This window comes from Pseudomonas sp. CFBP 5748 (assembly GCF_053850495.1).
On record NZ_JBSPTN010000004.1, the window covers coordinates 284,765 to 305,738 of the forward strand.

General features: G+C 61.4%; 19 protein-coding genes. 13 read left to right on the forward strand and 6 right to left on the reverse strand.

Annotated elements, in window-relative coordinates; translation table 11 throughout:
• Nucleotides 1–8: 8 nt before the first annotated feature.
• Nucleotides 9–515 (reverse strand): type VI secretion system lipoprotein TssJ, encoded by a 507-nt coding sequence (gene tssJ, locus ACWNZ1_RS11355; RefSeq protein WP_256453927.1) that lies wholly within the window; start codon nucleotides 513–515, stop codon nucleotides 9–11.
• 68 nt (nucleotides 516–583) lie between these two features.
• A complete protein-coding gene (gene tagH, locus ACWNZ1_RS11360; RefSeq protein WP_265072501.1) occupies nucleotides 584–2,068 on the reverse strand; it encodes a type VI secretion system-associated FHA domain protein TagH in 1,485 nt (494 codons plus the stop codon).
• 415 nt (nucleotides 2,069–2,483) lie between these two features.
• On the opposite strand from tagH, the gene tssA reads away from it, so the two are divergent.
• From tssA to ACWNZ1_RS11415, 11 genes are all read left to right on the forward strand, one after another.
• Nucleotides 2,484–3,521 (forward strand): type VI secretion system protein TssA, encoded by a 1,038-nt coding sequence (gene tssA / locus ACWNZ1_RS11365; protein WP_135847805.1) that lies wholly within the window; start codon nucleotides 2,484–2,486, stop codon nucleotides 3,519–3,521.
• An 81-nt stretch (nucleotides 3,522–3,602) separates the two neighbouring features.
• Nucleotides 3,603–4,109, forward strand: coding sequence for a type VI secretion system contractile sheath small subunit (tssB, locus tag ACWNZ1_RS11370; protein ID WP_135847806.1), 507 nt, complete (start codon nucleotides 3,603–3,605; stop codon nucleotides 4,107–4,109).
• Between the two features lies 1 nt (nucleotide 4,110).
• A complete protein-coding gene (gene tssC / locus ACWNZ1_RS11375; protein ID WP_256453929.1) occupies nucleotides 4,111–5,607 on the forward strand; it encodes a type VI secretion system contractile sheath large subunit in 1,497 nt (498 codons plus the stop codon).
• 160 nt (nucleotides 5,608–5,767) lie between these two features.
• Nucleotides 5,768–6,256: an Hcp family type VI secretion system effector gene (locus ACWNZ1_RS11380; RefSeq protein ID WP_135847808.1), complete on the forward strand. Its 489-nt coding sequence runs from the start codon at nucleotides 5,768–5,770 to the stop codon at nucleotides 6,254–6,256.
• Between the two features lie 81 nt (nucleotides 6,257–6,337).
• Nucleotides 6,338–6,787, forward strand: coding sequence for a type VI secretion system amidase effector protein Tae4 (locus ACWNZ1_RS11385; protein WP_135847809.1), 450 nt, complete (start codon nucleotides 6,338–6,340; stop codon nucleotides 6,785–6,787).
• The gene (locus tag ACWNZ1_RS11390) at nucleotides 6,787–7,224 is read left to right on the forward strand and encodes a hypothetical protein (RefSeq protein ID WP_256453930.1); all 438 of its coding nucleotides are present in this window, start codon (nucleotides 6,787–6,789) and stop codon (nucleotides 7,222–7,224) included. Before ACWNZ1_RS11385 ends, ACWNZ1_RS11390 begins: the two co-directional genes overlap by 1 nt.
• Entirely contained in the window at nucleotides 7,218–7,730 is a 513-nt protein-coding gene (gene tssE / locus ACWNZ1_RS11395) for a type VI secretion system baseplate subunit TssE (protein WP_135847811.1), read from the forward strand. Before ACWNZ1_RS11390 ends, tssE begins: the two co-directional genes overlap by 7 nt.
• On the forward strand, nucleotides 7,727–9,586 hold the full coding sequence (gene tssF, locus ACWNZ1_RS11400) for a type VI secretion system baseplate subunit TssF (RefSeq protein ID WP_456027633.1): 1,860 nt from the start codon (nucleotides 7,727–7,729) through the stop codon (nucleotides 9,584–9,586). Before tssE ends, tssF begins: the two co-directional genes overlap by 4 nt.
• Nucleotides 9,550–10,599, forward strand: a complete 1,050-nt coding sequence (gene tssG, locus ACWNZ1_RS11405) for a type VI secretion system baseplate subunit TssG (protein ID WP_135847813.1) — start codon at nucleotides 9,550–9,552, stop codon at nucleotides 10,597–10,599. Before tssF ends, tssG begins: the two co-directional genes overlap by 37 nt.
• Nucleotides 10,592–13,270 carry a type VI secretion system ATPase TssH gene (gene tssH, locus ACWNZ1_RS11410; protein WP_265072503.1) on the forward strand — a complete coding sequence of 893 codons (2,679 nt, stop codon included), beginning with the start codon at nucleotides 10,592–10,594 and terminating at the stop codon, nucleotides 13,268–13,270. The genes tssG and tssH overlap by 8 nt, the downstream gene beginning before the upstream one ends.
• A 171-nt stretch (nucleotides 13,271–13,441) precedes the next feature.
• Nucleotides 13,442–15,382, forward strand: coding sequence for a type VI secretion system Vgr family protein (locus ACWNZ1_RS11415; protein ID WP_456027634.1), 1,941 nt, complete (start codon nucleotides 13,442–13,444; stop codon nucleotides 15,380–15,382).
• Nucleotides 15,383–15,600: 218 nt separating this feature from the next.
• Here ACWNZ1_RS11415 and ACWNZ1_RS11420 read toward each other — a convergent pair whose 3' ends face one another.
• From ACWNZ1_RS11420 to ACWNZ1_RS11435, 4 genes are all read right to left on the reverse strand, one after another.
• Nucleotides 15,601–15,867 (reverse strand): hypothetical protein, encoded by a 267-nt coding sequence (locus ACWNZ1_RS11420; RefSeq protein ID WP_256453933.1) that lies wholly within the window; start codon nucleotides 15,865–15,867, stop codon nucleotides 15,601–15,603.
• A gap of 66 nt (nucleotides 15,868–15,933) precedes the next feature.
• A complete protein-coding gene (locus tag ACWNZ1_RS11425; RefSeq protein WP_456027635.1) occupies nucleotides 15,934–16,467 on the reverse strand; it encodes a hypothetical protein in 534 nt (177 codons plus the stop codon).
• Nucleotides 16,464–17,762, reverse strand: a complete 1,299-nt coding sequence (locus ACWNZ1_RS11430; RefSeq protein WP_256453935.1) for a PAAR domain-containing protein — start codon at nucleotides 17,760–17,762, stop codon at nucleotides 16,464–16,466. Before ACWNZ1_RS11430 ends, ACWNZ1_RS11425 begins: the two co-directional genes overlap by 4 nt.
• 54 nt (nucleotides 17,763–17,816) lie before the next feature.
• Nucleotides 17,817–18,251 (reverse strand): DcrB-related protein, encoded by a 435-nt coding sequence (locus ACWNZ1_RS11435; protein WP_256453936.1) that lies wholly within the window; start codon nucleotides 18,249–18,251, stop codon nucleotides 17,817–17,819.
• A gap of 248 nt (nucleotides 18,252–18,499) precedes the next feature.
• Here ACWNZ1_RS11435 and ACWNZ1_RS11440 point away from each other — a divergent pair, with 248 nt between their 5' ends.
• Entirely contained in the window at nucleotides 18,500–20,431 is a 1,932-nt protein-coding gene (locus ACWNZ1_RS11440; RefSeq protein ID WP_256453937.1) for a type VI secretion system Vgr family protein, read from the forward strand.
• Nucleotides 20,432–20,449: 18 nt separating this feature from the next.
• Nucleotides 20,450–20,884, forward strand: a complete 435-nt coding sequence (locus tag ACWNZ1_RS11445; protein WP_135847820.1) for a DcrB-related protein — start codon at nucleotides 20,450–20,452, stop codon at nucleotides 20,882–20,884.
• Nucleotides 20,885–20,974 lie beyond the last annotated feature (90 nt).

Below are 20,974 nucleotides of genomic sequence, written 5' to 3' on the forward strand. Positions count from 1 at the left end.
CCGATTGCTTATTGGGCAGGGCTGGATGGGGGAACGACGACGGCGCTGCGCACGGCGCGCACGTCGAGGCTGATCTGGTATTCGGTGTATTCGCGCGCCGGGACATTCATCACCGTGCGCCACAGCGACTGATCCAACTCGCGATAGCCCACCAGTATTCCGATATGCCGCGTGGCCGGGTCGAGGTCGCGTTGCAGGCTCAACTGCTGGCCGGGTTGGATCAGCACCTCGTCCTGGTCGATCAGGTCGGCGCCCAGCGTTGCCTGGGCGCGTTCGGCCAGGGCGAAGTAGTCGGAGCGGCCGAAAGTGGCGGCATTTTTCAACTCGAAAATACGCACCCGGACCGGGGCCGGTTGGCCGGTGGCACCGGGGTTGAGCCCGGCAATGGCATGAAAGTGCAGCTCGATGGCGGCGGTGTCGGCCTCAGCTTCTTCGGGCTGGGGTTGGGCCGCATCCTTGGCGCACGCCGTCAGCAGAAGCGCGGTGGCGACTGCGAGTAAAAACCTGGGAATCATCCTGCGTCCTCAATGACGTTTGAGCTATCCGTTGTTGGCTTATCAGTATTGTTATAGGACAGCGACGCTCAACGGCGTCGCTGTCGTGTGCTGTGTTCTTCGTAGGCGCGACTGAATTCACGACCGAACAGGTCCTGGAAATCCTCCTGGGCCTCACGGGAAATGTTGCCGTAGAGCTCGGTGAATTGCTGCCAGTACTGGGCCTGTCGCGAACCACTGAAAATCCCCGACAACCCGCCGGGTTTGCCCATGCGCTCTTCCAATTGTGCCGGCTCGAAGCGCGCCAGCAGATGTTTGATCGCCGCTTCCACGCCGGCCATCACGGCCAATTGGTGGGCACGTAGATCGTCGAAACTGTCACGCACCGCCGCGTCCGGCGCCATGAACGCCTGATTGCCGTGGCGCAATAGCAAGAGCAGCGCTTCGTCGACGTTGGGCGCGAACTTCAGTGGATTGTTTTCCACCGGTTGAATCATTGTCTGCTGAATGCGGAACTCACCCTTGAGGCTGCTACGAGCGCGCAAGACATCGATCAGGCCCTCGACCATCAGCCGATAACTGCGCCCGATGCTTTCCATCTGCGCTTCGGCCTGGGCCTTGTCCAGGCGCAACTGATCGAGCCCGGCGCCGCGCAGGAAGGCTTGCAGCAGATCGGGCTGGGCGGTTTCGACCGCAGCAACAGGTGCAACTGGAGCGACTGGAGCGACCGGGGGCTCGACGCGGGTCACCGGCGCTTCCCGCACCGGCGCCGGCGGCGGTGCACTGATTTCAGCAAAGATGTCGACGAGCGGAGCCTGCGCAATAGGCGTTGCAACCGGCTCGACCACCGGCGGTAGCGGCACCGACGGCGGGGCCACGGGCAGCGGAGCAACGGCCACCGGTGCAGGCTTGTCGCTGAAGGGGTCCCAGTCGTCCGGGATCACCGAAGCGGACGGTGGTATCACCGGCTCAACCACCGGCGGCGGGCTCGGCCGGGCAATTGGCGTCGGCGGGCGGAAATTGTGCTGCTCGGCCGGCACATGGTCAGGCTGGGCAGCCGGCGGGACGCTGGTCGGGGTCAGGAAGTCGAACAGGTCCGGCAGGGTGTCCATGGACGACACGCCCTGGAAATGCGCCGGCGGGGCCACCGGGATCGACGATGGTGTATTCACGGCAGCGCTTTGGTGCCCCATCAACGCCTCGAAGCTGCTGGGCGCTTCGGCGAACGGGTTGCTGTCGGTGACCGGCAGGTTGAAATCGACGCGTGCCTGGATTTCATAGTCACCGATGCGGATCACTTCACCATCTTGCAGCGGCTCGCTGTTGCCCTTGCGCAGGCGAATACCAGCCTTGACCAATTCCACACCATTGGTGCTGTTATCGGTTAAGTAATAGCGCCCGTCCTTGTATTGGATAACGCAATGTTTGCCGGAAACCAGACGCTCAGGATCCGGCAATACCCAGTCATTATCGGAATTGCGGCCAATTGCCATCACCCCCTGGTTCATGGACTTTTCAGAACACTGGCCTGGGGTAATCTTGTGATAACTAGTGATAGTCAAACACAGCGGCATCTCGCCTCCTTGCTGAATACTTCTTGTCGCGTCATCGCGTGCGGGCAGTGAAGGGATTTTCACCCTGGCGACTCGCCATCAAACTTTGTAACAACCGTGAAACCGGCTTTTTGCCAGCATCCATACGGATTTTAACCTTCTCGCGTGACAAAAAACCTGCGTCTGTGCCTGCTTCGACCTACGGGTCGCGCGGGTTGTTAAGCACCTCACAACTGTCACACGGTCGAAATAGCTTACCTTGACAAGCGATAAGTACTACACCAAAAATGCACAACTTCTTGAATATAAATGATGGCACTTTAAGATCATCACGCATCTATAAGGCCATTACCTTCAAGGAACATGCGAAGTTTCATCCGAAACTTGCGTGTGAACTGCCCGACTTCTTCAGCGGGCGATAGGGAGATCGATCCAAGTGGATGTGCCTTTGCTGCTCGCCGCCGTATCCGCGACCTCGCCGTGCGGTGAAGATTTGGAATATGACGCGGATTTCTTGCGCCTGGAACGCGATTCCCGGGGCCAGCCCGAACGCAGCATGGGCGATTCGATTTTGCCTGCCGAACCGCCTGAGTGGCGCAGCATCCAGCAGCAAAGCCTGGACCTGCTGCAACGCAGCAAAGACCTGCGCATCACCCATTTCCTGTTGCAAAGCTCCTTGGCCCTTGAAGGCATTCCGGGCCTGGCCCGTGTGCTGACGCTGATCAGCGAATTGCTCAAGCAATACTGGGCCGAGCTGCACCCGCGCCTGGACGCCGATGACGACAACGACCCCACCGTGCGCATCAATGCCCTCGCGGGCCTGACGTCCGATGTCACCATTCGCCTGCTGCGCGAAAGCATCCTGGCCCGTTCCCGGACCTTCGGCGCCGTCAGGCTGCGCGCCGCCGCCAATGCCAGCGGCCTGCAAAGTTTCCCGGATGAAAACCTCGGCGCCGAACAACTCGCCGGGGCCTTGCTCGACAGCGATCCCGAGCAGTTGGAGATCACCCGTGCCGCCCTGCTGGAAGCCCGCAGCGCCGCCGAAGCCATCGAGCAGCAGGTCAGCGACCAGGTCGGTTCTGCCCAAGGCGTGGACCTTGGCCCGTTGAAGCAACCGCTCAAGATGGCCTTGCAGATTCTCGGTCAGTTCGCCCCACAGAGTGGCGACAGCGCCCTGTCCGATCCCGTCAGCGACGACAGCGCCGCGACAGCTGAATATGCCAGCGCGCCAAGCGCACCGCGCAACACCGGCACCAGCACCGTCAGCGGTGAAATCAACAACCGCGACGACGTGCTGCGCAGCCTGGACCGGATTCTTGCTTACTACACCCGTCATGAGCCCTCCAGCCCGCTGCCGGTGCTGTTGAACCGGGCCAAGAATCTGGTGCACGCCGACTTTGCGGCCATCGTGCGCAATCTGATTCCCGACGGCATGAGTCAATTTGAAAACCTGCGCGGCCCAGACAGCGAATAAAAAGCGAACGGATCACGCAGTCACGTCACCGGTACCCCCGATGACGCCAACACCGTCGCTCAAGCGACCAGGAGCAGCAACGTGGCGAAGCAAAGTTCTCAGAAGTTCATCGCGCGCAACCGCGCGCCTCGAGTGCAGATCGAGTACGACGTCGAGCTCTACGGCGCCGAGAAAAAGGTCCAGTTGCCCTTCGTCATGGGGGTAATGGCCGACCTCGCCGGCAAGCCCGCCGAGCCTCTGGCACCTGTGGCCGATCGCAAGTTCCTAGAAGTCGACGTCGATAACTTCGACTCGCGCCTCAAGGCCATGCAACCGCGCGTGGCGTTCCATGTGCCCAACGAACTGACCGGCGAAGGCAATCTGAGCCTGGACCTGACCTTCGAAAGCATGGACGACTTCAGCCCGGCAGCCGTGGCCCGCAAGGTCGACTCGCTGAACAAATTGCTCGAAGCGCGCACCCAGCTGGCCAACCTGCTGACCTACATGGACGGCAAGACCGGCGCCGAAGAAATCATCATGAAGGCGATCAAGGACCCAGCGCTGTTGCAAGCCCTGGCGAGCGCGCCGAAGCCAGCACAGGATCAATGACATGACTGACAATACCGCCCGCGAAGGCGCTCAGGACCTGGGTGCCACCCAAGAAACCAGCGAGTTCGCGTCCCTGCTGCTGCAAGAATTCAAGCCCAAGACCGAGCGCGCCCGCGAAGCCGTCGAGACCGCCGTGCGTACCCTGGCCGAACAGGCCCTGGCGCAGACCGACCTGGTGTCCAACGACGCCATCAAGTCGATCGAATCGATCATCGCCGCCATCGACGCCAAGCTCACCGCCCAGGTCAACCAGGTCATTCACCACCCCGACTTCCAGCAACTGGAAAGCGCCTGGCGTGGCCTGCACTACCTGGTCAACAACACCGAGAGCGATGAGCAGCTCAAGATCCGCGTGCTCAACATCTCCAAGACCGACCTGCACAAGACCCTGAAGAAATTCAAGGGCACCGCGTGGGACCAGAGCCCGATCTTCAAGAAGATGTACGAAGAAGAATACGGCCAGTTCGGCGGCGAACCTTACGGTTGCCTGGTGGGCGACTACTACTTCGACCAGTCGCCACCGGATGTCGAACTGCTGGGCGAACTGTCGAAAGTCTGCGCGGCCATGCACTCGCCGTTCATCGCCGCGGCATCGCCGACCGTGATGGGCATGGGCTCGTGGCAGGAACTGTCGAACCCACGCGACCTGACCAAAATCTTCACCACTCCGGAATACGCCGGCTGGCGTTCGCTGCGTGAATCGGAAGACTCGCGCTACATCGGCCTGACCATGCCGCGCTTCCTGGCGCGCCTGCCGTACGGCGCCAAGACCGACCCGGTGGAAGCCTTCGCCTTCGAAGAAAACACCGACGGCGCCGACAGCTCCAAGTACACCTGGGCCAACGCCGCTTACGCGATGGCAGTGAACATCAACCGTTCGTTCAAACACTTCGGCTGGTGCTCACGCATCCGTGGCGTTGAATCTGGCGGTGAAGTGGAAAACCTGCCGGCCCACACGTTCCCGACCGACGACGGTGGCGTGGACATGAAGTGCCCGACCGAAATCGCCATCTCGGACCGCCGTGAAGCGGAACTGGCGAAGAACGGTTTCATGCCGCTGCTGCACAAGAAAAACACCGACTTCGCGGCCTTCATCGGCGCCCAGTCGTTGCAGAAACCGGCCGAATACGACGACCCGGACGCCACCGCCAACGCCAACCTGGCCGCGCGCCTGCCGTACCTGTTCGCCACCTGCCGTTTCGCCCATTACCTGAAGTGCATCGTGCGCGACAAGATCGGTTCCTTCAAAGAGAAGGACGAGATGCAGCGCTGGTTGCAGGACTGGATCCTCAACTACGTCGACGGTGATCCGGCGCACTCCACCGAGACCACCAAGGCCCAGCACCCACTGGCAGCGGCCGAAGTGATCGTCGAAGAAGTCGAAGGCAACCCGGGGTACTACAACTCCAAGTTCTACCTGCGTCCGCACTATCAGCTCGAAGGACTGACCGTGTCGCTGCGCCTGGTATCGAAACTGCCTTCGGCCAAGGGCGCATAAAGGTTTACAGAACGGTGCAAGGCCCCTGTGGGAGCGAGCAAGCTCGCTCCCACAGGGAATCTTCAGTGGGTCGGAGATCATCGGGGCCGTTCGGCACACGTAATTTCGCAAGGTCAGCGTCAACCAAACAATGTGGTTAGAAACCACACAGGGAGAAAACATGGCTGTTGATATTTTCATCAAGATCGGCGACATCAAGGGCGAGTCCATGGACAAAGCCCACAAGGACGAGATCGATGTCCTGAACTGGAGCTGGGGCATGTCCCAGTCCGGCAACATGCACGTGGGCAGTGGCGGTGGTGCGGGCAAGGTGAACGTGCAGGACCTGTCGCTGACCAAGTACGTCGACAAGGCTTCGCCAAACCTGATGATGCACTGCGCAAGCGGCAAGCACATCGACAAGGTCAAGCTGACCGTGCGCAAGGCCGGCGGTGAAAGCCAGGTCGAGTACATGATCATCAACCTGGAAGAAGTGCTGGTTACCTCCCTGAGCACCGGCGGCTCGGGCAGCGATGACCGCCTGACCGAAAACGTCACCCTGAACTTCGCCAAGGTGCTGGTGGACTATCAGCCGCAGAAAGCCGACGGCACCAAGGAAGGCGGTCCGGTCAAGTTCGGCTGGAACATCCGTCAGAACGTCAAGGTGTAATCAAAAATGCCCCCGGTGCCACGCGCCGGGGGTGTTTGGTGCTTGCTCGAATCCAATTCTTTCCCACGTGGTATCTGAGTCATGGCCAAGCCTTCGTTTGTCAATTTGTGGAACAGCTATCCGCCCTACCCCTCCGCCAGTCCGGCGTGCGACGGTCCCTATATCAACCAGTGCGCTATTCGTATGAGCATCGCCTTGTGCGGAGAAAAGACCTTACCGGTCAACTCTTCGACTTATACGCTGGATCCCAAATGCGCCCATGGACATGCCCGTGGCGCGGAATCATTGGCCAACTGGCTATGGAAGAAGAACCGCCTCGGCGCGCCGAAGGTCTACACCACCAGCGTGGCAGACCGCACAACACTGATGGGCAAGACCGGAATCATCTTCTTCAAAGACTGCTACCAACAGAATAGCGACACTGCCGGCCGACCTACTGGCGATCACATCGACCTGTGGAACCGTGGCCTGACCAAGAGCGGTGATCTGTTCTCAAGATCCAAGGCCATCTGGTTCTGGGAGCTTTCGTGATGCGCAGCCCTTTGTTTCTTTCGGCGCTGGCGGCAAGCCTCGTCAGTCTAAGCGCGTGCGCCGGGCAGGAAACAGTCGCTCCGCCAGCCCCAACTCAAGCAGTTTTCGTCGGACATCCGATGAGCCTGATCGACGTTCAAGGTCGCTGTACCCTCGTTAAACCTGACCAGAGCCACCTGACGCTCGATATGGAATGGCCTTGCCAGTTCAGCCTGGGTCCGGACAAGCAACTGCGTGTGGAGACGTTCAACCAAGTGCCGATTTTCTTGGTCGAACGCAGCGAACACATGCCCGCTCCCAGCCGCGATTGCTTGACCAAAATTCAAGCAGTACGCCTGGTCAAGAAAACATTGGAGGTCTCGGATGTGAGCCAGTTCGCCTCCTGCGGTCCTGGCCAATGGGATCAAAAAATGTATACGGCGCTCTTTCGGTGGTAACCGAAATCGCCACCCGCGATCGCCTGCAACCGTCCCTGCTGGACCGGTTGACCGACGACGACCCGACCAATCCCAAGGAAAGCGCCGACAAGCGCGTGCTCTCCCTGACCCAATTGAAAGCCTCGGTGCTGCGTGACTTGGCGTGGTTGCTCAATACCACCTCATTGCTCAGCGCCGATGCCACGCTGCATACCCCGGCGGGCACCTCGGTGGTGAATTTCGGGCTGCCGGCACTGGCCGGTAACAGCGCGTCGAACGTCGATGTCTCGGCCCTGGAAACCTTGATCCACCAGGCCATTGCCACCTTCGAACCGCGCATCCTGCGCCACACTTTGCGGGTGCGAGCCCGGGCGACGGCCGAGATGAACCACAATGCGTTGAGTTTCGAGATCGAAGGCGATCTGTGGGCCCAGCCCGTGCCGCTGCGCCTGATGCTGCAAACCGACCTGGACCTGGAGTCCGGGCATGTGCGGGTGGTTAACGCCGACCAGCGGAGGCGCCCATGAACCCGCGCCTGCTGGAGCTGTACAACCAGGAACTGCACCACGTGCGCGAAAGCGCGGCGGAGTTCGCCAAGGAATACCCGAAGATCGCCAGTCGGCTGACGTTGTCCGGGATGGACTGCGCCGACCCATACGTCGAGCGTTTGCTCGAAGGCTTCGCCTACCTGACGGCGCGGGTGCAACTCAAGCTGGATGCCGAATACCCGACCTTCACCCACAACCTGCTGGAAATCGCCTACCCGCATTACCTGGCGCCGACACCGTCGATGACCGTGGTGCAGATGCAGGCCGATCCCGATGAAGGCTCGCTGAGCAGCGGCTTCCCGTTGCCTCGGGACACGGTCCTGCGCGCGGCCCTGGGGCGCGAAACCCAGACCTGCTGCGAGTATCGCACCGCCCACGCGGTGACGTTGTGGCCGCTGCAGGTCAGTCACGCCGAGTACTTCGGCAACCCGTCCGCCGTGCTCGGGCGCCTGGCCGCCAGCGAACCGAAGGCCAAGGCCGGACTGCGCATCACACTGCGTACCGGCGCCGAGCTGCCGTTCAACAGCCTGACCCTGGACAACCTGCCGCTGTACCTCAGCGGCGCCGACGAGCAGCCGTTCCGCCTCTACGAACAACTGCTGGGCAACGCCTGCGCAGTGTTCGCCCGCAAGCCTGGCGGTAATTGGGTGGAACGCCTGCCGCAAGACGCGCTGCGCTCACGTGGCTTCGATGATGCCGACGCCGCGCTGCCTGTAGTGCCGCGGGCCTTCCAGGGCTACCGCCTGTTGCAGGAATACTTCGCCCTGCCCCACCGTTTCCTGTTTGTCGACTTCACTCAACTGAGCCGGGCGGTCAAGCGCTGCGACGGCCAGGAGCTGGAGCTGATCGTGCTGTTCGACCGTCATGACCCAAGCCTGGAAGGCAGCGTCGGTGCTTCGCAGTTCCTGCCGTTCTGCACCCCGGCGATCAACCTGTTCCCTAAGCGCCTGGATCGCATCCACCTGTCGGAGCGGGTCAACGAACACCACGTGATCGCCGACCGCACCCGGCCGATGGACTTCGAAGTGCATTCGCTGACCGGCCTCACCGGCCATGGCACCGGGCCGGAACAGCCGTTCCTGCCGTTCTACGCCGTGCGCGATCCGTCCCGCTACGGGCGCGATCAGGCCTACTACACCGTACGCCGTGAGCCGCGCGTGTTGTCCAGCGACCAGCGTCGCAACGGCCCGCGCTCGACCTACATCGGCAGCGAAACCTTCGTCAGCCTGGTGGACAGCCAGCAAGCGCCCTATCGCTACGACTTGCGCCAACTGGGCGTGACGGCGTTGTGCACCAACCGCGACCTGCCGCTGTTCATGAGCGTGGGCAGCGGCAAGACCGACTTCACCCTGGCCGACAGTGCGCCAGTCGGCGCGGTGCGCTGTGTCGCCGGCCCGAGTCGTCCAAGGGCCAGCCATGCCCACGACGCCAAGGCCTGGCGACTGATCAGCCAGCTGTCGCTGAACTATTTGTCCCTCAGCGAGCAAGGCCAGGGCGCCGCTGCCCTGCGGGAACTGCTGCGCCTGTACGGCGACAGCAACGACGCGGCGTTGCAATTGCAAATCGAAGGCCTGCGCGAAGTCAGCAGCAAAGCCTGCACCCGCCGCTTGCCGATGCCCGGCCCGATCGTGTTTGGTCGTGGCCTGGAGATCACCCTGGAATTTGATGAAAACGCGTTTCGCGGCACCGGGGTGTTCCTGCTCGGCGCCGTGTTCGAGCGCTTCCTGGCACGCTACGTGTCGATCAACAGTTTTACCGAGACGGTGATCCGTACCACCGAACGCGGCGAGATCATGCGATGGAAAGCCAAGCCCGGACGTCGTCCGACCCTGTGAGTACCCTGGAGGCGATGCACCAGGAACCCTGGGAATACGACTTCTTCCAGGCGTTGCGGCGCATCGAGTGCGAATCCCCCGAGCTGCCGCGCCTGGGCCATTCCTTGCGCCTGGCCGATGACCCGCTGCGCCTCGGGCAACAGGCCGAATGCACCTTTGCCCCGGCGACCCTGGCTTCGGTGCAACCGGGCATCGACGGCGCGCCGGCACGCCTGGAGCAGTTCTTCTTCGGCCTCGGTGGCCCCAACGGCCCGATGCCGCTGCACATCACCGAATACGTACGCGAACGCCAGCGCAACAACGCCGACAGCACCAGCAAGCGCTTCCTCGATGTGTTCCATCATCGCCTGCTCAGCCTGTTTTACCGGGCCTGGGCCGAAGCGCGGCCAACGATCAGCCATGACCGTCCGGACGATGACTACTGGTCCGCGCGCCTGGCCGCCCTCAGCGGCCGGGGCATGCCGAGCCTGCTCAAGCAAGGGCTGATCCCCGACACGGCGAAGCTGCACTACAGCGGCCACTTGGCGGCACAAACCCGCTACCCGGACGGCTTGAAGGCCATTCTCAGCGAGTACTTCGGCCTGCCGGTGGAGATCGAAGAATACGTCGGTCAATGGCTGGAGCTGCCGGAACGCAGCCGCGTCGGTGTCAACGCCCAACTGGGTGTGGACTTCTGCCTGGGCCGCTACGTGTGGGATCGCCAGCACAAATTCCGCATTCGCCTGGGGCCGCTCAAGCTCGTTGACTACATGGGTATGTTGCCCGGCAGCCAACCGTTCAATGAGCTGGTGGCCTGGGTCGCCGAATACCTGGGCCATGAACTGGACTGGGACCTGAACCTGGTCCTGGAGCAGCCCGAAGTCCCGGCGCTACAACTCAACGGTCGTTTCCGCCTGGGGTTCAACACCTGGCTGGGACGTCCCGAAACAGATGCCAACGATTTAATACTGGCCCGGCATTACGCCGAACAGGCCAACACCTCACAGACCTCAAGGAGCCATGAGCATGGGTGAAATCAGTCGCGCCGCGTTGTTCGGCAAACTCAACAGCGTGGCCTACAAAGCCATCGAAGCCGCCACCGTATTCTGCAAGTTGCGCGGTAACCCTTACGTGGAACTGGCCCACTGGTTTCACCAGTTGCTGCAACTGCAGGACTCGGACCTGCACCGCATCATCCGCCAGTTCAATATCGAGCCGGCGCGCCTGGCGCGCGATCTGACCGAAGCGCTGGACCGTTTGCCACGGGGTTCGACGTCCATCACCGATTTGTCGTCCCACGTGGAAGAAGCCGTGGAACGCGGCTGGGTCTACGGCAGCCTGATGTTCGGCGAAAGCCAGGTGCGCACCGGTTACCTGGTGCTGGGCATTCTCAAGACCCCAAGCCTGCGCCATGCGTTGCTGGGCCTGTCGTCGGAGTTCGACAAGGTCAAGGTCGAAGCCCTGAGCGAGCGCTTTGACGAATACGTCGGCGACTCGCCGGAAAACGCCCTGACCGCCAGCGACGGTTTCAACGCCGGTGCCGTGCCCGGCGAAGCCAGCGGCGCCATGGCCCCCAGCGCCATGGGCAAGCAGGAAGCCCTCAAGCGCTTCACCGTCGACCTCACCGAACAAGCCCGCAGCGGCAAGCTCGACCCGATCGTCGGCCGTGATGAGGAGATCCGCCAACTGGTGGACATCCTCATGCGCCGCCGGCAGAACAACCCGATCCTCACCGGTGAAGCCGGGGTGGGTAAAACCGCCGTGGTCGAAGGCTTTGCCCTGCGCATCGTCGCCGGTGACGTACCGCCGGCCCTCAAGGACGTGGAACTGCGCAGCCTCGACGTTGGCCTGTTGCAGGCCGGCGCGAGCATGAAAGGCGAGTTCGAACAGCGCCTGCGCCAGGTCATCGAAGACGTCCAGGCCTCGCCCAAACCGATCATCCTGTTCATCGACGAAGCCCACACCCTGGTGGGTGCCGGTGGCGCCGCCGGCACCGGTGACGCGGCCAACCTGCTCAAACCAGCCCTGGCCCGTGGCACCTTGCGCACCGTGGCTGCTACCACCTGGGCCGAGTACAAGAAGCACATCGAAAAAGACCCGGCCCTGACCCGTCGTTTCCAAGTGGTGCAAGTGGCCGAACCGTCAGAAGACAAGGCGCTGCTGATGATGCGCGGCGTGGCCTCGACTATGGAAAAACACCACCAGGTGCAGATCCTCGACGAAGCCCTGGAAGCCTCGGTCAAGTTGTCCCATCGCTACATCCCCGCGCGCCAGTTGCCGGACAAATCCGTCAGCCTGCTGGACACCGCCTGCGCCCGTGTCGCCATCAGCCTGCACGCCGTGCCGGCCGAAGTGGACGACAGCCGTCGGCGCATCGAAGCGCTGGAAACCGAGCTGCAAATCATCGCCCGCGAGCACGCCATCGGCATCGCCATCGGCAGCCGCCAGACCCAGAGCGAGAACCTGCTGAGCGCCGAGCGCGAACGCCTGGCCGAGCTGGAAGGCCGCTGGGCCGAAGAGAAAACCCTGGTGGACGAACTGCTCGCCACCCGCGCCACCCTGCGCGAGCGCGTCGGCGTGGTGGACAGCGAGGATGGCAGCGAGACCAGCCACGAACTGCGCGAGAAGCTGGTGGACCTGCAACAGCGCCTGAGCGCCCTGCAAGGCGAAACCCCGCTGATCCTGCCGACCGTGGACTACCAGGCCGTGGCCTCGGTGGTCGCCGACTGGACCGGCATCCCGGTGGGCCGCATGGCTCGCAACGAACTGGAAACCGTGCTCAACCTCGACCAGCACCTGAAAAAACGCATCATCGGCCAGGACCACGCCCTGCAGATGATCGCCAAGCGCATCCAGACCTCCCGCGCCGGCCTCGACAACCCAAGCAAGCCGATTGGCGTGTTCATGCTCGCCGGCACCTCCGGCGTGGGCAAGACCGAAACCGCCCTGGCCCTGGCCGAAGCCATGTACGGCGGCGAGCAGAACGTCATCACCATCAACATGAGCGAGTTCCAGGAAGCCCACACAGTGTCCACCCTCAAGGGCGCGCCACCGGGCTACATTGGCTATGGCGAAGGCGGCGTGTTGACCGAGGCCGTGCGGCGCAAACCGTACAGCGTGGTGCTGCTGGACGAGGTGGAAAAAGCCCACCCGGACGTGCATGAAATCTTCTTCCAGGTGTTCGACAAAGGCGTGATGGAGGACGGCGAAGGTCGGGTTATCGACTTCAAGAACACCTTGATCCTGCTGACCACCAACGCCGGCACCGAGCTGATTGCCCAGGTCTGCAAAGACCCGCAGAACGTGCCCGAGCCAGAAGAAATCGCCAAGGCCCTGCGCCAGCCGCTGCTGGAAATTTTCCCGCCGGCCCTGCTCGGCCGTCTGGTGACGATCCCGTACTATCCGCTCAGCGACGAGATGCTCAAGGCCATCACCCGCCTGCAACTCAACCGCATCAAGAAGCGCGTGGAGAGCACCCACAAAGTGGCGTTCGACTACGACGACGCGGTGATCGACCTGATCGTCTCGCGTTGCACCGAAACCGAAAGCGGCGGCCGCATGATCGACACCATCCTGACCAACAGCCTGCTGCCGGACATGAGCCGCGAGTTCCTGACCCGCATGCTCGAAGGCAAGGCACTGGCCGGGGTGCGGATCAGCGCCGTGGATAACGAATTGCAGTACGATTTCAGCGACGCGGCTTGATCTGAGCAATACGGCCAATCATGTGGGAGCGGGCTTGCTCGCGAATGCAATTTGTCAGCGACGTTGATGGCGACTGACACACCGCATTCGCGAGCAAGCCCGCTCCCATATTCGATCCGGTTCCTACAGAAAGAAAGTGGCGAGACCACCACAACGTTTATGGGATAACCGATGTTATTCAACCAAGCCTCGCGCCTGGCCAAGATCACCAGCCCCCTTGGGCCCGAGGTCCTGTTGCTCAAGGACATGGGCGGCGGTGAAGAGCTGGGGCGGCTGTTCAACTACGAGTTGCAGCTGCACTCGCTGGACAACGCCATCGACCTCAACCAGTTGCTCGGCAAGCCGATGTGCGTGAGCCTGCAACTCGATGGCGGTGGCGAGCGCTACTTCCATGGCATCGTCGCCCGTTGCAGCCAGAACGTCGACCAGGGCCAGTTCGCCAGCTACCAGGCGACGTTGCGTCCGTGGCTGTGGCTGCTGACCCGCACCTCCGATTGCCGGATTTTCCAGAACCTGACCATCCCGCAGATCATCAAGCAGGTGTTCCGCGACCTGGGCTTTTCCGATTTCGAAGACGCCTTGAGCCGACCTTATCGCGAGTGGGAATACTGCGTGCAGTATCGCGAGACCAGTTTCGATTTCGTCAGCCGCTTGATGGAACAGGAAGGCATCTATTACTTCTTCCGCCATGAGCAGGGCCGGCATGTGCTGGTGCTGGCCGACGCCTATGGCGCCCACACCCGCGCTCCGGGCTACGGGTCAGTGCCCTACTACCCGAAGAACGAGCAGCAGCGCGAGCGTGACCACATTCACGACTGGCACCTGGCCCAGGAAGTCCAGCCCGGTTCGCTGGAGCTCAACGACTACGACTTCCAGCGCCCCAGCGCACGCATCGACGTACGCTCGGCCATGCCCCGTCCACACACCGCCGGCGACTACCCGCTGTACGACTACCCCGGCACCTACGTGCAGAGCCAGGACGGCGAACACTATGCTCGCACTCGCATCGAAGCCTTGCAGACGTTGCACGAACAGGTCGAGTTATCGGGTAACGCCCGGGGCCTGGGCTCAGGTCATCTGTTCAGCCTCACCGGCTTCAGCCGCCAGGACCAGAACCGCGAATACCTGATCGTCGGCGCCCGCTATTACATTTCCCAGGAAAGCGGCGAAACCAGCGGTGGCGCGCCGTCGGCCCAGTTCGAAAGCAGCCTGACCTGCATCGACGCCCAGCAAAGCTATCGCCCCCTGGCGACCACCCACCGGCCTATCGTCAAAGGTCCGCAGACCGCGTTGGTGGTCGGCCCGAAAGGCGAGGAAATCTGGACCGACCAGTTTGGCCGGGTGAAGGTGCATTTCTATTGGGACAGGCACGACCAGTCCAACGAAAACAGCTCGTGCTGGATTCGCGTGTCGCAGGCTTGGGCCGGCAAAAACTGGGGCTCGGTGCAGATCCCGCGCATTGGCCAGGAGGTGATCGTCAGCTTCCTTGAGGGGGATCCCGATAGGCCTATCGTCACCGGTCGTGTCTATAACGCGGAACAGACCGTACCGTATGCATTACCTGCCAATGCCACTCAAAGCGGCACCAAAAGCCGCTCCAGCAAGGGCGGTACGCCAGCGAATTTCAACGAAATCCGCATGGAAGATAAAAAAGGCGCCGAGCAGCTGTACATCCACGCCGAGCGCAACCAGGACATCGCCGTGGAAGTGGATGAAAGCCACTGGGTTGGCCGCGATCGTCGCAAGAATATCGACCGCAACGAAATCGTACGGATTGGCGAAGACCGCCTGCGCGCCGTGCAGCGCAACGATACTCTGCTCGTCGGCGGAACCAAGAGCGACAGCATCAGTACCCAATACCTCGTGGAGGCGGGTTCGCAGATTCGACTGGTCTGTGGCAAAAGCGTGCTGGAGTTCAATGCCAGTGGCGAGATCAACATCTCGGGCACCGCGTTCAACATCTACGCCAGCGGCAATGGCAACATCGATACCGGCGGCCGTTTGGACCTCAACTCTGGAGGCGCCGGAGAAGTGGATGCCAAGGGCAAGGGCATCAAGGGTGTGATCGATGCGGCGGTAAAAGCGTTATTCCCGGCAAAAGCCAAACGCTGAGGCTCACGGCCGGAACATCCGTGGCCTCACTGCAATGCTCTTCACTTAAGAAAAACGATGGCCCCGTGGCGAGGGAGCTTGCTCCCGCTGGGCTGCGTAGCAGCCCCTTTTTTTGTGAGCGCTTCGCACTCAAGCGGGAGCAAGCTCCCTCGCCACGGGTTTATCGTTACCACCCACGCAGAACCTATGTTGGCGGTGGAGCAAGGCATCTTGAAATCTCATGCGTCCGTAAGCCGGTATTGACCGGGCTGCGTCCACGCGACTCGCAAGTACTTGCCGCTCAACAGTTGCTCGTCACGAAGATATTCGAAAACTTCAGAGGGGCACCATTCCTTGCCCGCCGAAAAGGCCACGCCCAATGAACGGAGCTCATCGAATACCTTAGCCTTCTGCTTGTTGTCCGCGACGCGCAAAAGGTAGATATCTTGTTCTGTCGCATTCGAAAACCCGATGACACGCAGGGAAGAATCCAGCGCGTTATCCATGATTCGAACACGAATCGATTCACCGTCGGCTCTTTCCACGTAGGCCTTCAGCCTATCATTCATCACTCAGAGATTGGCCGGCACGAAGTCAGGGCCGCCCAGCTTATCCCGGACAAACAGAGCGGTGCGCATCAGCGGCCCCCACAAGCCGTTCTGGCTGTTCCAGGTGCCGCCCGCCCACCGCGTATCCTGAACAAGCTCAGCCTTGTTGAGCTCAAGCTGCCGCTGAAGGGCCAGCGCCACGGCACCCATATCGATCTCGAACAAGTCGGCATAAAGCCCCTCGGGTTGTGCCTGCTTTTTGCTCAGGCAAAACCGGTAGTACCAGACCCACACCGCTGCGACATAAATCGCCCGATTACGATCAGGGTAGGTCGCGAGAATCTTGAGCAAAGCCGCCACAAAGCGCCCAGGAAACTGGGGGTCACGGGTCTGTTGCCAGTAAAGCAGCACCAGCGAATCGAAAGCCGCGACGATGTTCTGCGGCTCTTCATTGTCATTCCTGGCTTCTTGAAAGTAGAACGGTTCGCCGACAAGGAATTTATCCAGCTCGTCATTGGCCAGGGCCAGCAGCAATACGTTGTCTAGGTTGGCACTCATTGGATTCTCACTACATCCGGGTTCGCGAGCAGGAAATTGATGTCGTTATTGTGTGGGATGCCCACATTATCCATGACCGCTTCGCGCATACCACCGGGGTGGGTCAGGCCGCCAGGACGCCATAGCGGGTTCGCCCCATATTCGTTGCCGGTTGGCATGACCACCTTGGGATTGCTCAAGTCCATCATGTAGATCTGCTTGCCGGCCAGGCTGCCCGGGTCATAGCCCAGGGCAGACTCCAACAGCGCAACGTCGCCGGTTTTGTTGAACTCAGCCACCACACCGTGCAGATCTGACTTTGCCATGACGTATTTATTCGGGCTAAAGGTCTGATACATGGGGTTGGCGATATCATCGGGCGTAAATAGAAACGCACCGCCTTCATCCTGGAAGACTTTGAGGTGCTTGTCGATATAGGACGCCTCAAGGTAATCGGCAGGATCCTTCGGGCGGCTGAACTTGGGCATCGAAGCGATATCGTCCGACGTATGGCCCGGTTTGAAGACCACCGAACGGGGCTTGGGCGCCGTACCGATTTTCGCCATTTTCGGGCCCAGGCCCAAAAGCGCCATTCCGGCCACACCCTGGAGCAGGTCACGGTAGCCCGGCCCCAAGCGATCCCCCAAATCCCCCAGCAACGCCATGCCAGCCATCATCGCGCCGCCGATCACCACAAAACCGACTAAAGCGGCCACGCCGGCCATGGCCGCAAGAATCGCTGCGCCTCCCATGGCCAATAACCCCAACGCCTCCAACCCAGTATGCATCCACCCTTCAAGATCCAGGACAAACGCCACCGACACCGTTGGCCCACCGATAAACGTATTGGGGCTGCCGCTCTTGATGTGCGCACCGCAGACCATCTTGCTGTGCAAGCGCGCGGCCGGTTTGCCGTTGATGAATACCGTGGCGCTGCCTTCGGCGATCAGCACCGGAAAGGGCCAGATCGGATGATTCATCGGCAGCCCGGTGCAGGAAGACGCAGTGTCCTCGCCCGCCCTCATGGCATTGCGGTCGTTGATGTAGACGTTGAAGCTGCCCATTATCAACGCCCCCGTGGTGGGCTCGGGCAGGTTGAAGATGGTGGAGAGCCCCTTGACGATCTGGAACATCGACAAGCCGCCAGCGGCAATCGAGCCCGCCATGATGGCCAGCGCCACGCCGCCGGTGGCGACTGTCGCGGCAACGACCGCAGCGCCGATCAAGGCACCGGCCACGGCACCGGCGACCATCGCGGCCAACCCGAACCCGTGGGCTATTTCGTCACCCAGACGTGCTGCTGCCTGTGCATCCATCGCGCGCATCTACCTTACTGATGTGTATGACTGCTCAGAGGGACGTATCGATGCTCAGACAATCGGAGGCTGTGGCTTGAACGAATGCATCGCCAGCTTCCAGGCAGGCTCGTGATAGGCGAAATCATTCGGTGTGGTGGTCAAGGTAGTGATCAGCACAGCGGGCTTACGCTCGATGAACACCTGGCGCAGCATCAGCTCACGCCCCTCGCGTTGCCAGGTGTAATCCAGCAACGTGGTGGTGTGCCCTTGCAGCACGGTGTCCCAGCGCTGAACCAGCTTGAAGCCCGGCAGTTGCTGCTCCGCGCTTTTGAGTTGGCGGTCCACGTACTCGGCAAAGGGAGCGTCGCCTTGGGCGGCATCGCGACTGATCACGAAACTGGCTTCTTTAGCAGGACCGACTGCCGGCAGCTTGAAAATATTGATGCTCTGATCCTGCCAGGTATCGGGGATTTCGAGATCGGCTTCTTGAATGCGGTAAGAGGTCACAGTAATCGCTTTCCATGGACGTGAGGTGACGCACGAAGGAGCGAATATTCAAGTAATGCCTGGGAACAATCAAGAACCGGGTTCCTCTGCCCCAAGTAACGAACTACATTATGCGATCAACGTCACTACTCTGGCGATTTCATGCCTGTGCACGAGCGGTCAAAGGGCGCGATCGCTTGATCTTCAACGTCAAAAACCGGCAATCTTGCGCAGCGTCAAATGGACTGCGGCAGCGATAAGGACAACCGATGTTATTCAACCAAGCCTCACGCCTGGCCAAGATCACCAGCCCCCTTGGGCCCGAGGTCCTGTTGCTCAAGGACATGGGCGGCGGCGAAGAACTTGGGCGGCTGTTCAACTACGAGTTGCAGCTGCATTCGCTGGACAACGCCATCGACCTCAACCAGTTGCTCGGCAAGCCCATGTGCGTGAGCCTGCAACTCGATGGCGGTGGCGAGCGCTACTTCCATGGCATCGTCGCCCGTTGCAGCCAGAACGTCGACCAAGGCCAGTTCGCCAGCTACCAGGCGACGTTGCGTCCGTGGTTCTGGCTACTGACCCGCACTTCCGATTGCCGGATCTTCCAGAACCTGACCATCCCGCAGATCATCAAGCAGGTGTTCCGCGACCTGGGGTTTTCCGATTTCGAAGACGCCTTGAGCCACGCCTATCGCGAGTGGGAATACTGCGTGCAGTATCGCGAAACCAGCTTCGACTTCGTCAGCCGCCTGATGGAACAGGAAGGGATCTACTACTTCTTCCGTCATGAGCAGGGCCGGCATGTGCTGGTGCTGGCCGACGCCTATGGTGCCCACACCACGGCTCCGGGCTATGGATCGGTGCCTTACTACCCGAAGAACGAGCAGCAGCGCGAGCGTGACCACATTCACGACTGGCACCTGGCCCAGGAAGTCCAGCCCGGTTCGCTGGAGCTCAACGACTACGACTTCCAGCGCCCCAGCGCACGCATCGACGTACGCTCGGCCATGCCCCGCCCGCACACCGCCGGTGACTACCCGCTGTATGACTACCCCGGCACCTACGTGCAGAGCCAGGACGGCGAACACTACGCTCGAACTCGCATCGAAGCCTTGCAGACGTTGCACGAACAGGTCGAGTTATCGGGTAACGCCCGGGGCCTGGGCTCAGGTCATCTGTTCAGCCTCACCGGCTTCAGCCGCCAGGACCAGAACCGCGAATACCTGATCGTCGGCGCCCGCTATTACATTTCCCAGGAAAGCGGTGAAACCAGCGGCGGCGCACCGTCGGCCCAGTTCGAAAGCAGCCTGACCTGCATCGACGCCCAGCAAAGCTATCGCCCCCTGGCGACCACCCACCGGCCTATCGTCAAAGGCCCGCAAACTGCATTGGTGGTCGGCCCCAAAGGCGAGGAAATCTGGACCGACCAGTTTGGCCGGGTGAAGGTGCATTTCTATTGGGACCGGCACGACCAGTCCAACGAAAACAGCTCATGCTGGATTCGCGTGTCGCAATCCTGGGCCGGGAAAAACTGGGGCTCGATGCAGATCCCACGCATTGGCCAGGAAGTGATCGTCAGCTTTCTCGAAGGTGACCCGGACCGGCCCATCATCACCGGTCGCGTCTACAACGCCGAACAGACCGTGCCCTATGACTTGCCGGCAAACGCCACCCAGAGCGGCATGAAAAGCCGTTCGAGCAAGGGCGGCACGCCGGCGAACTTCAACGAAATCCGCATGGAAGACAAAAAAGGCGCCGAGCAGTTGTACATCCATGCCGAGCGCAACCAGGACATCGTGGTCGAGGTGGATGAAAGCCACTCGGTGGGCCACGACCGCAACAAGAGCATCGGCCACAATGAGACGGTGACCATTGGCAACAACCGCCTGCGCATCGTCAAGCAGGAGGACATCCTGTCGGTAGGCCAGCGCAAGACCGACAGCATCAGCCAGAGCTACGTCATCGAAGTGGGCGAGAACCTGCGCCTGGTGTGCGGTGAAAGCATCCTGGAGCTCAACGCCAGCGGCCAGATCAACCTGACCGGCGTACAAATCAGCTTCTACGCCAGCGGCGACGCCGAGTTCAACACCGGCGGCGTGCTGCACCTGAACAACGGCGGCGGCCCCGGCGCCACACCGGACGGCCAGGGCGTCAAAGGCAGCATCGATGCCAACATCAGCGCCGCGTTCCCCAAGGGCTAACTTCGAGATTTATGCGCCATGACTTACCGCCTCAATGAATTCCAGTTCCAGCTGCCGCCCAGCGAATTGCTGGACGCCACGATCAACATCCTCAAGTTCCCCGAGCTGGGCACGTCCTTGATCGTCAGTCGCAGCTTGCTGGCCGAGGGCGAAACCCTGCAAAGCAACCTCGACGACCAGCTCAAGCGCCTGGAGAAACAAGTCCAGGACCTGCGCTGCCAACCGGGTGCCACCGTGCGCGTGGGCGCCAATCAGGAAGTCGAAGCCATCGAACTGCGCAGCCAGTTCAACAAGGGCAATGAAAAGGTCTTCCAGTTTCAGCTGGCCCTGGTGCTGCCCGGCACCCGCAAAATGCTTGCCCTGAGCTACGTGAAAGCCGAGAAACTGGGCGATGCCGAAGCGGCGCATTGGGCGACGATCAAGGGTTCCCTGGTGTTCGACGCTCCGGCCTGACAGCCACCGCACACCTGTGTGGGAGCGGGCTTGCTCGCGAAAGCGGCGGGTCAGCTTGCCTCAAAGAAACTGAAACTCATCAAACGCCTG

What these genes read in the sequence shown, in the direction of transcription:
- ACWNZ1_RS11390 (WP_256453930.1), top strand. Translation starts at nt 6,787, where the DNA reads ATGCGCAGCCCTTTGTTTCTTTCGGCGCTGGCGGCAAGCCTCGTCAGT.
- ACWNZ1_RS11430 (WP_256453935.1), bottom strand. Translation starts at nt 17,762, where the DNA reads ATGGATGCACAGGCAGCAGCACGTCTGGGTGACGAAATAGCCCACGGG.
- ACWNZ1_RS11380 (WP_135847808.1), top strand. Translation starts at nt 5,768, where the DNA reads ATGGCTGTTGATATTTTCATCAAGATCGGCGACATCAAGGGCGAGTCC.
- tssC (WP_256453929.1), top strand. Translation starts at nt 4,111, where the DNA reads ATGACTGACAATACCGCCCGCGAAGGCGCTCAGGACCTGGGTGCCACC.
- tssF (WP_456027633.1), top strand. Translation starts at nt 7,727, where the DNA reads ATGAACCCGCGCCTGCTGGAGCTGTACAACCAGGAACTGCACCACGTG.
- ACWNZ1_RS11440 (WP_256453937.1), top strand. Translation starts at nt 18,500, where the DNA reads ATGTTATTCAACCAAGCCTCACGCCTGGCCAAGATCACCAGCCCCCTT.
- ACWNZ1_RS11445 (WP_135847820.1), top strand. Translation starts at nt 20,450, where the DNA reads ATGACTTACCGCCTCAATGAATTCCAGTTCCAGCTGCCGCCCAGCGAA.
- tssG (WP_135847813.1), top strand. Translation starts at nt 9,550, where the DNA reads ATGGAAAGCCAAGCCCGGACGTCGTCCGACCCTGTGAGTACCCTGGAG.
- ACWNZ1_RS11420 (WP_256453933.1), bottom strand. Translation starts at nt 15,867, where the DNA reads ATGGATAACGCGCTGGATTCTTCCCTGCGTGTCATCGGGTTTTCGAAT.
- tssH (WP_265072503.1), top strand. Translation starts at nt 10,592, where the DNA reads ATGGGTGAAATCAGTCGCGCCGCGTTGTTCGGCAAACTCAACAGCGTG.
- tagH (WP_265072501.1), bottom strand. Translation starts at nt 2,068, where the DNA reads ATGCCGCTGTGTTTGACTATCACTAGTTATCACAAGATTACCCCAGGC.
- tssJ (WP_256453927.1), bottom strand. Translation starts at nt 515, where the DNA reads ATGATTCCCAGGTTTTTACTCGCAGTCGCCACCGCGCTTCTGCTGACG.
- ACWNZ1_RS11415 (WP_456027634.1), top strand. Translation starts at nt 13,442, where the DNA reads ATGTTATTCAACCAAGCCTCGCGCCTGGCCAAGATCACCAGCCCCCTT.
- ACWNZ1_RS11385 (WP_135847809.1), top strand. Translation starts at nt 6,338, where the DNA reads ATGGCCAAGCCTTCGTTTGTCAATTTGTGGAACAGCTATCCGCCCTAC.
- ACWNZ1_RS11425 (WP_456027635.1), bottom strand. Translation starts at nt 16,467, where the DNA reads ATGAGTGCCAACCTAGACAACGTATTGCTGCTGGCCCTGGCCAATGAC.